The sequence below is a fragment of the Oleiphilus sp. HI0117 genome (assembly GCF_001635235.1).
Genome location: NZ_LWGA01000220.1, coordinates 1 through 733 on the forward strand (window position 1 = coordinate 1; position 733 = coordinate 733).

Below are 733 nucleotides of genomic sequence, written 5' to 3' on the forward strand. Positions count from 1 at the left end.
TGCCTATCAAATGATACTGAAACCATATCATAGCCATGACGAGATAGGTCTTTTATTAACTGCCTATCTGCCAAGACAGTATTACAAATCTGGTGAATACTGCCTTGAAGATCATTACTGGCAAGTCGCAAATCAAAATCCATCACTAAGTAGCGCATGCTGCCATACTCATCAGCATGCACCTGATTAACACTTTCATAGTTGATAAAGCGATACGAGCTATCGGCATTGAAGTGTGATTCCAGACGAGAAGAAAGTTCATCAGCTTCAGCAAGTGCCGCCAATGAAAACATCATGGCAAATAATACCAAGCCTTGTAGTATTGACTGTAGGCTCTTATTAGACTTTCTTTCTTCCAGGTTCCAGATCATATTTCACCACGCTCTTCGTTTAGGTAGCTCTAGTTTAACGAAGAGGGTGCTTAAATATTAGTCTGTCAGCAATGGTTTTACCCTTGTTTACACTTGCTCAGACTTTAAGCTTCTCGGTGAAAGGAGGCCAACCCAAAGGTTTACCAGCGATTAAATGCAGGTGTACGTGGTAGACGCTTTGTCCACCATATTCATTGCAATTCATCACAACACGGTAACCATCTTCTGCGAAGCCCATATCGGCGGCAATATTCTTGGCAACAAAGAACAAATGTCCAAATGTTTCCTTATCACCTTCATCCATATCGTTAATCGTCGCGATTGGTTTTTTAGGGATGATAAGCAAGTGTACGGGAGCGGTT

At 41.7% G+C, this 733-nt stretch carries 2 protein-coding genes; both read right to left on the reverse strand.

The genetic code is table 11. The features are described from left to right. A partial coding sequence (locus A3757_RS02810) for a hypothetical protein (RefSeq protein ID WP_068739136.1) occupies positions 1-371 on the reverse strand: 371 nt, incomplete at its 3' end. Positions 372-468: 97 nt separating this feature from the next. Beyond that, positions 469-733, reverse strand: a 265-nt coding sequence (locus A3757_RS02815; RefSeq protein ID WP_068739138.1) for an HIT domain-containing protein, incomplete at its 5' end; no start/stop codon positions are given.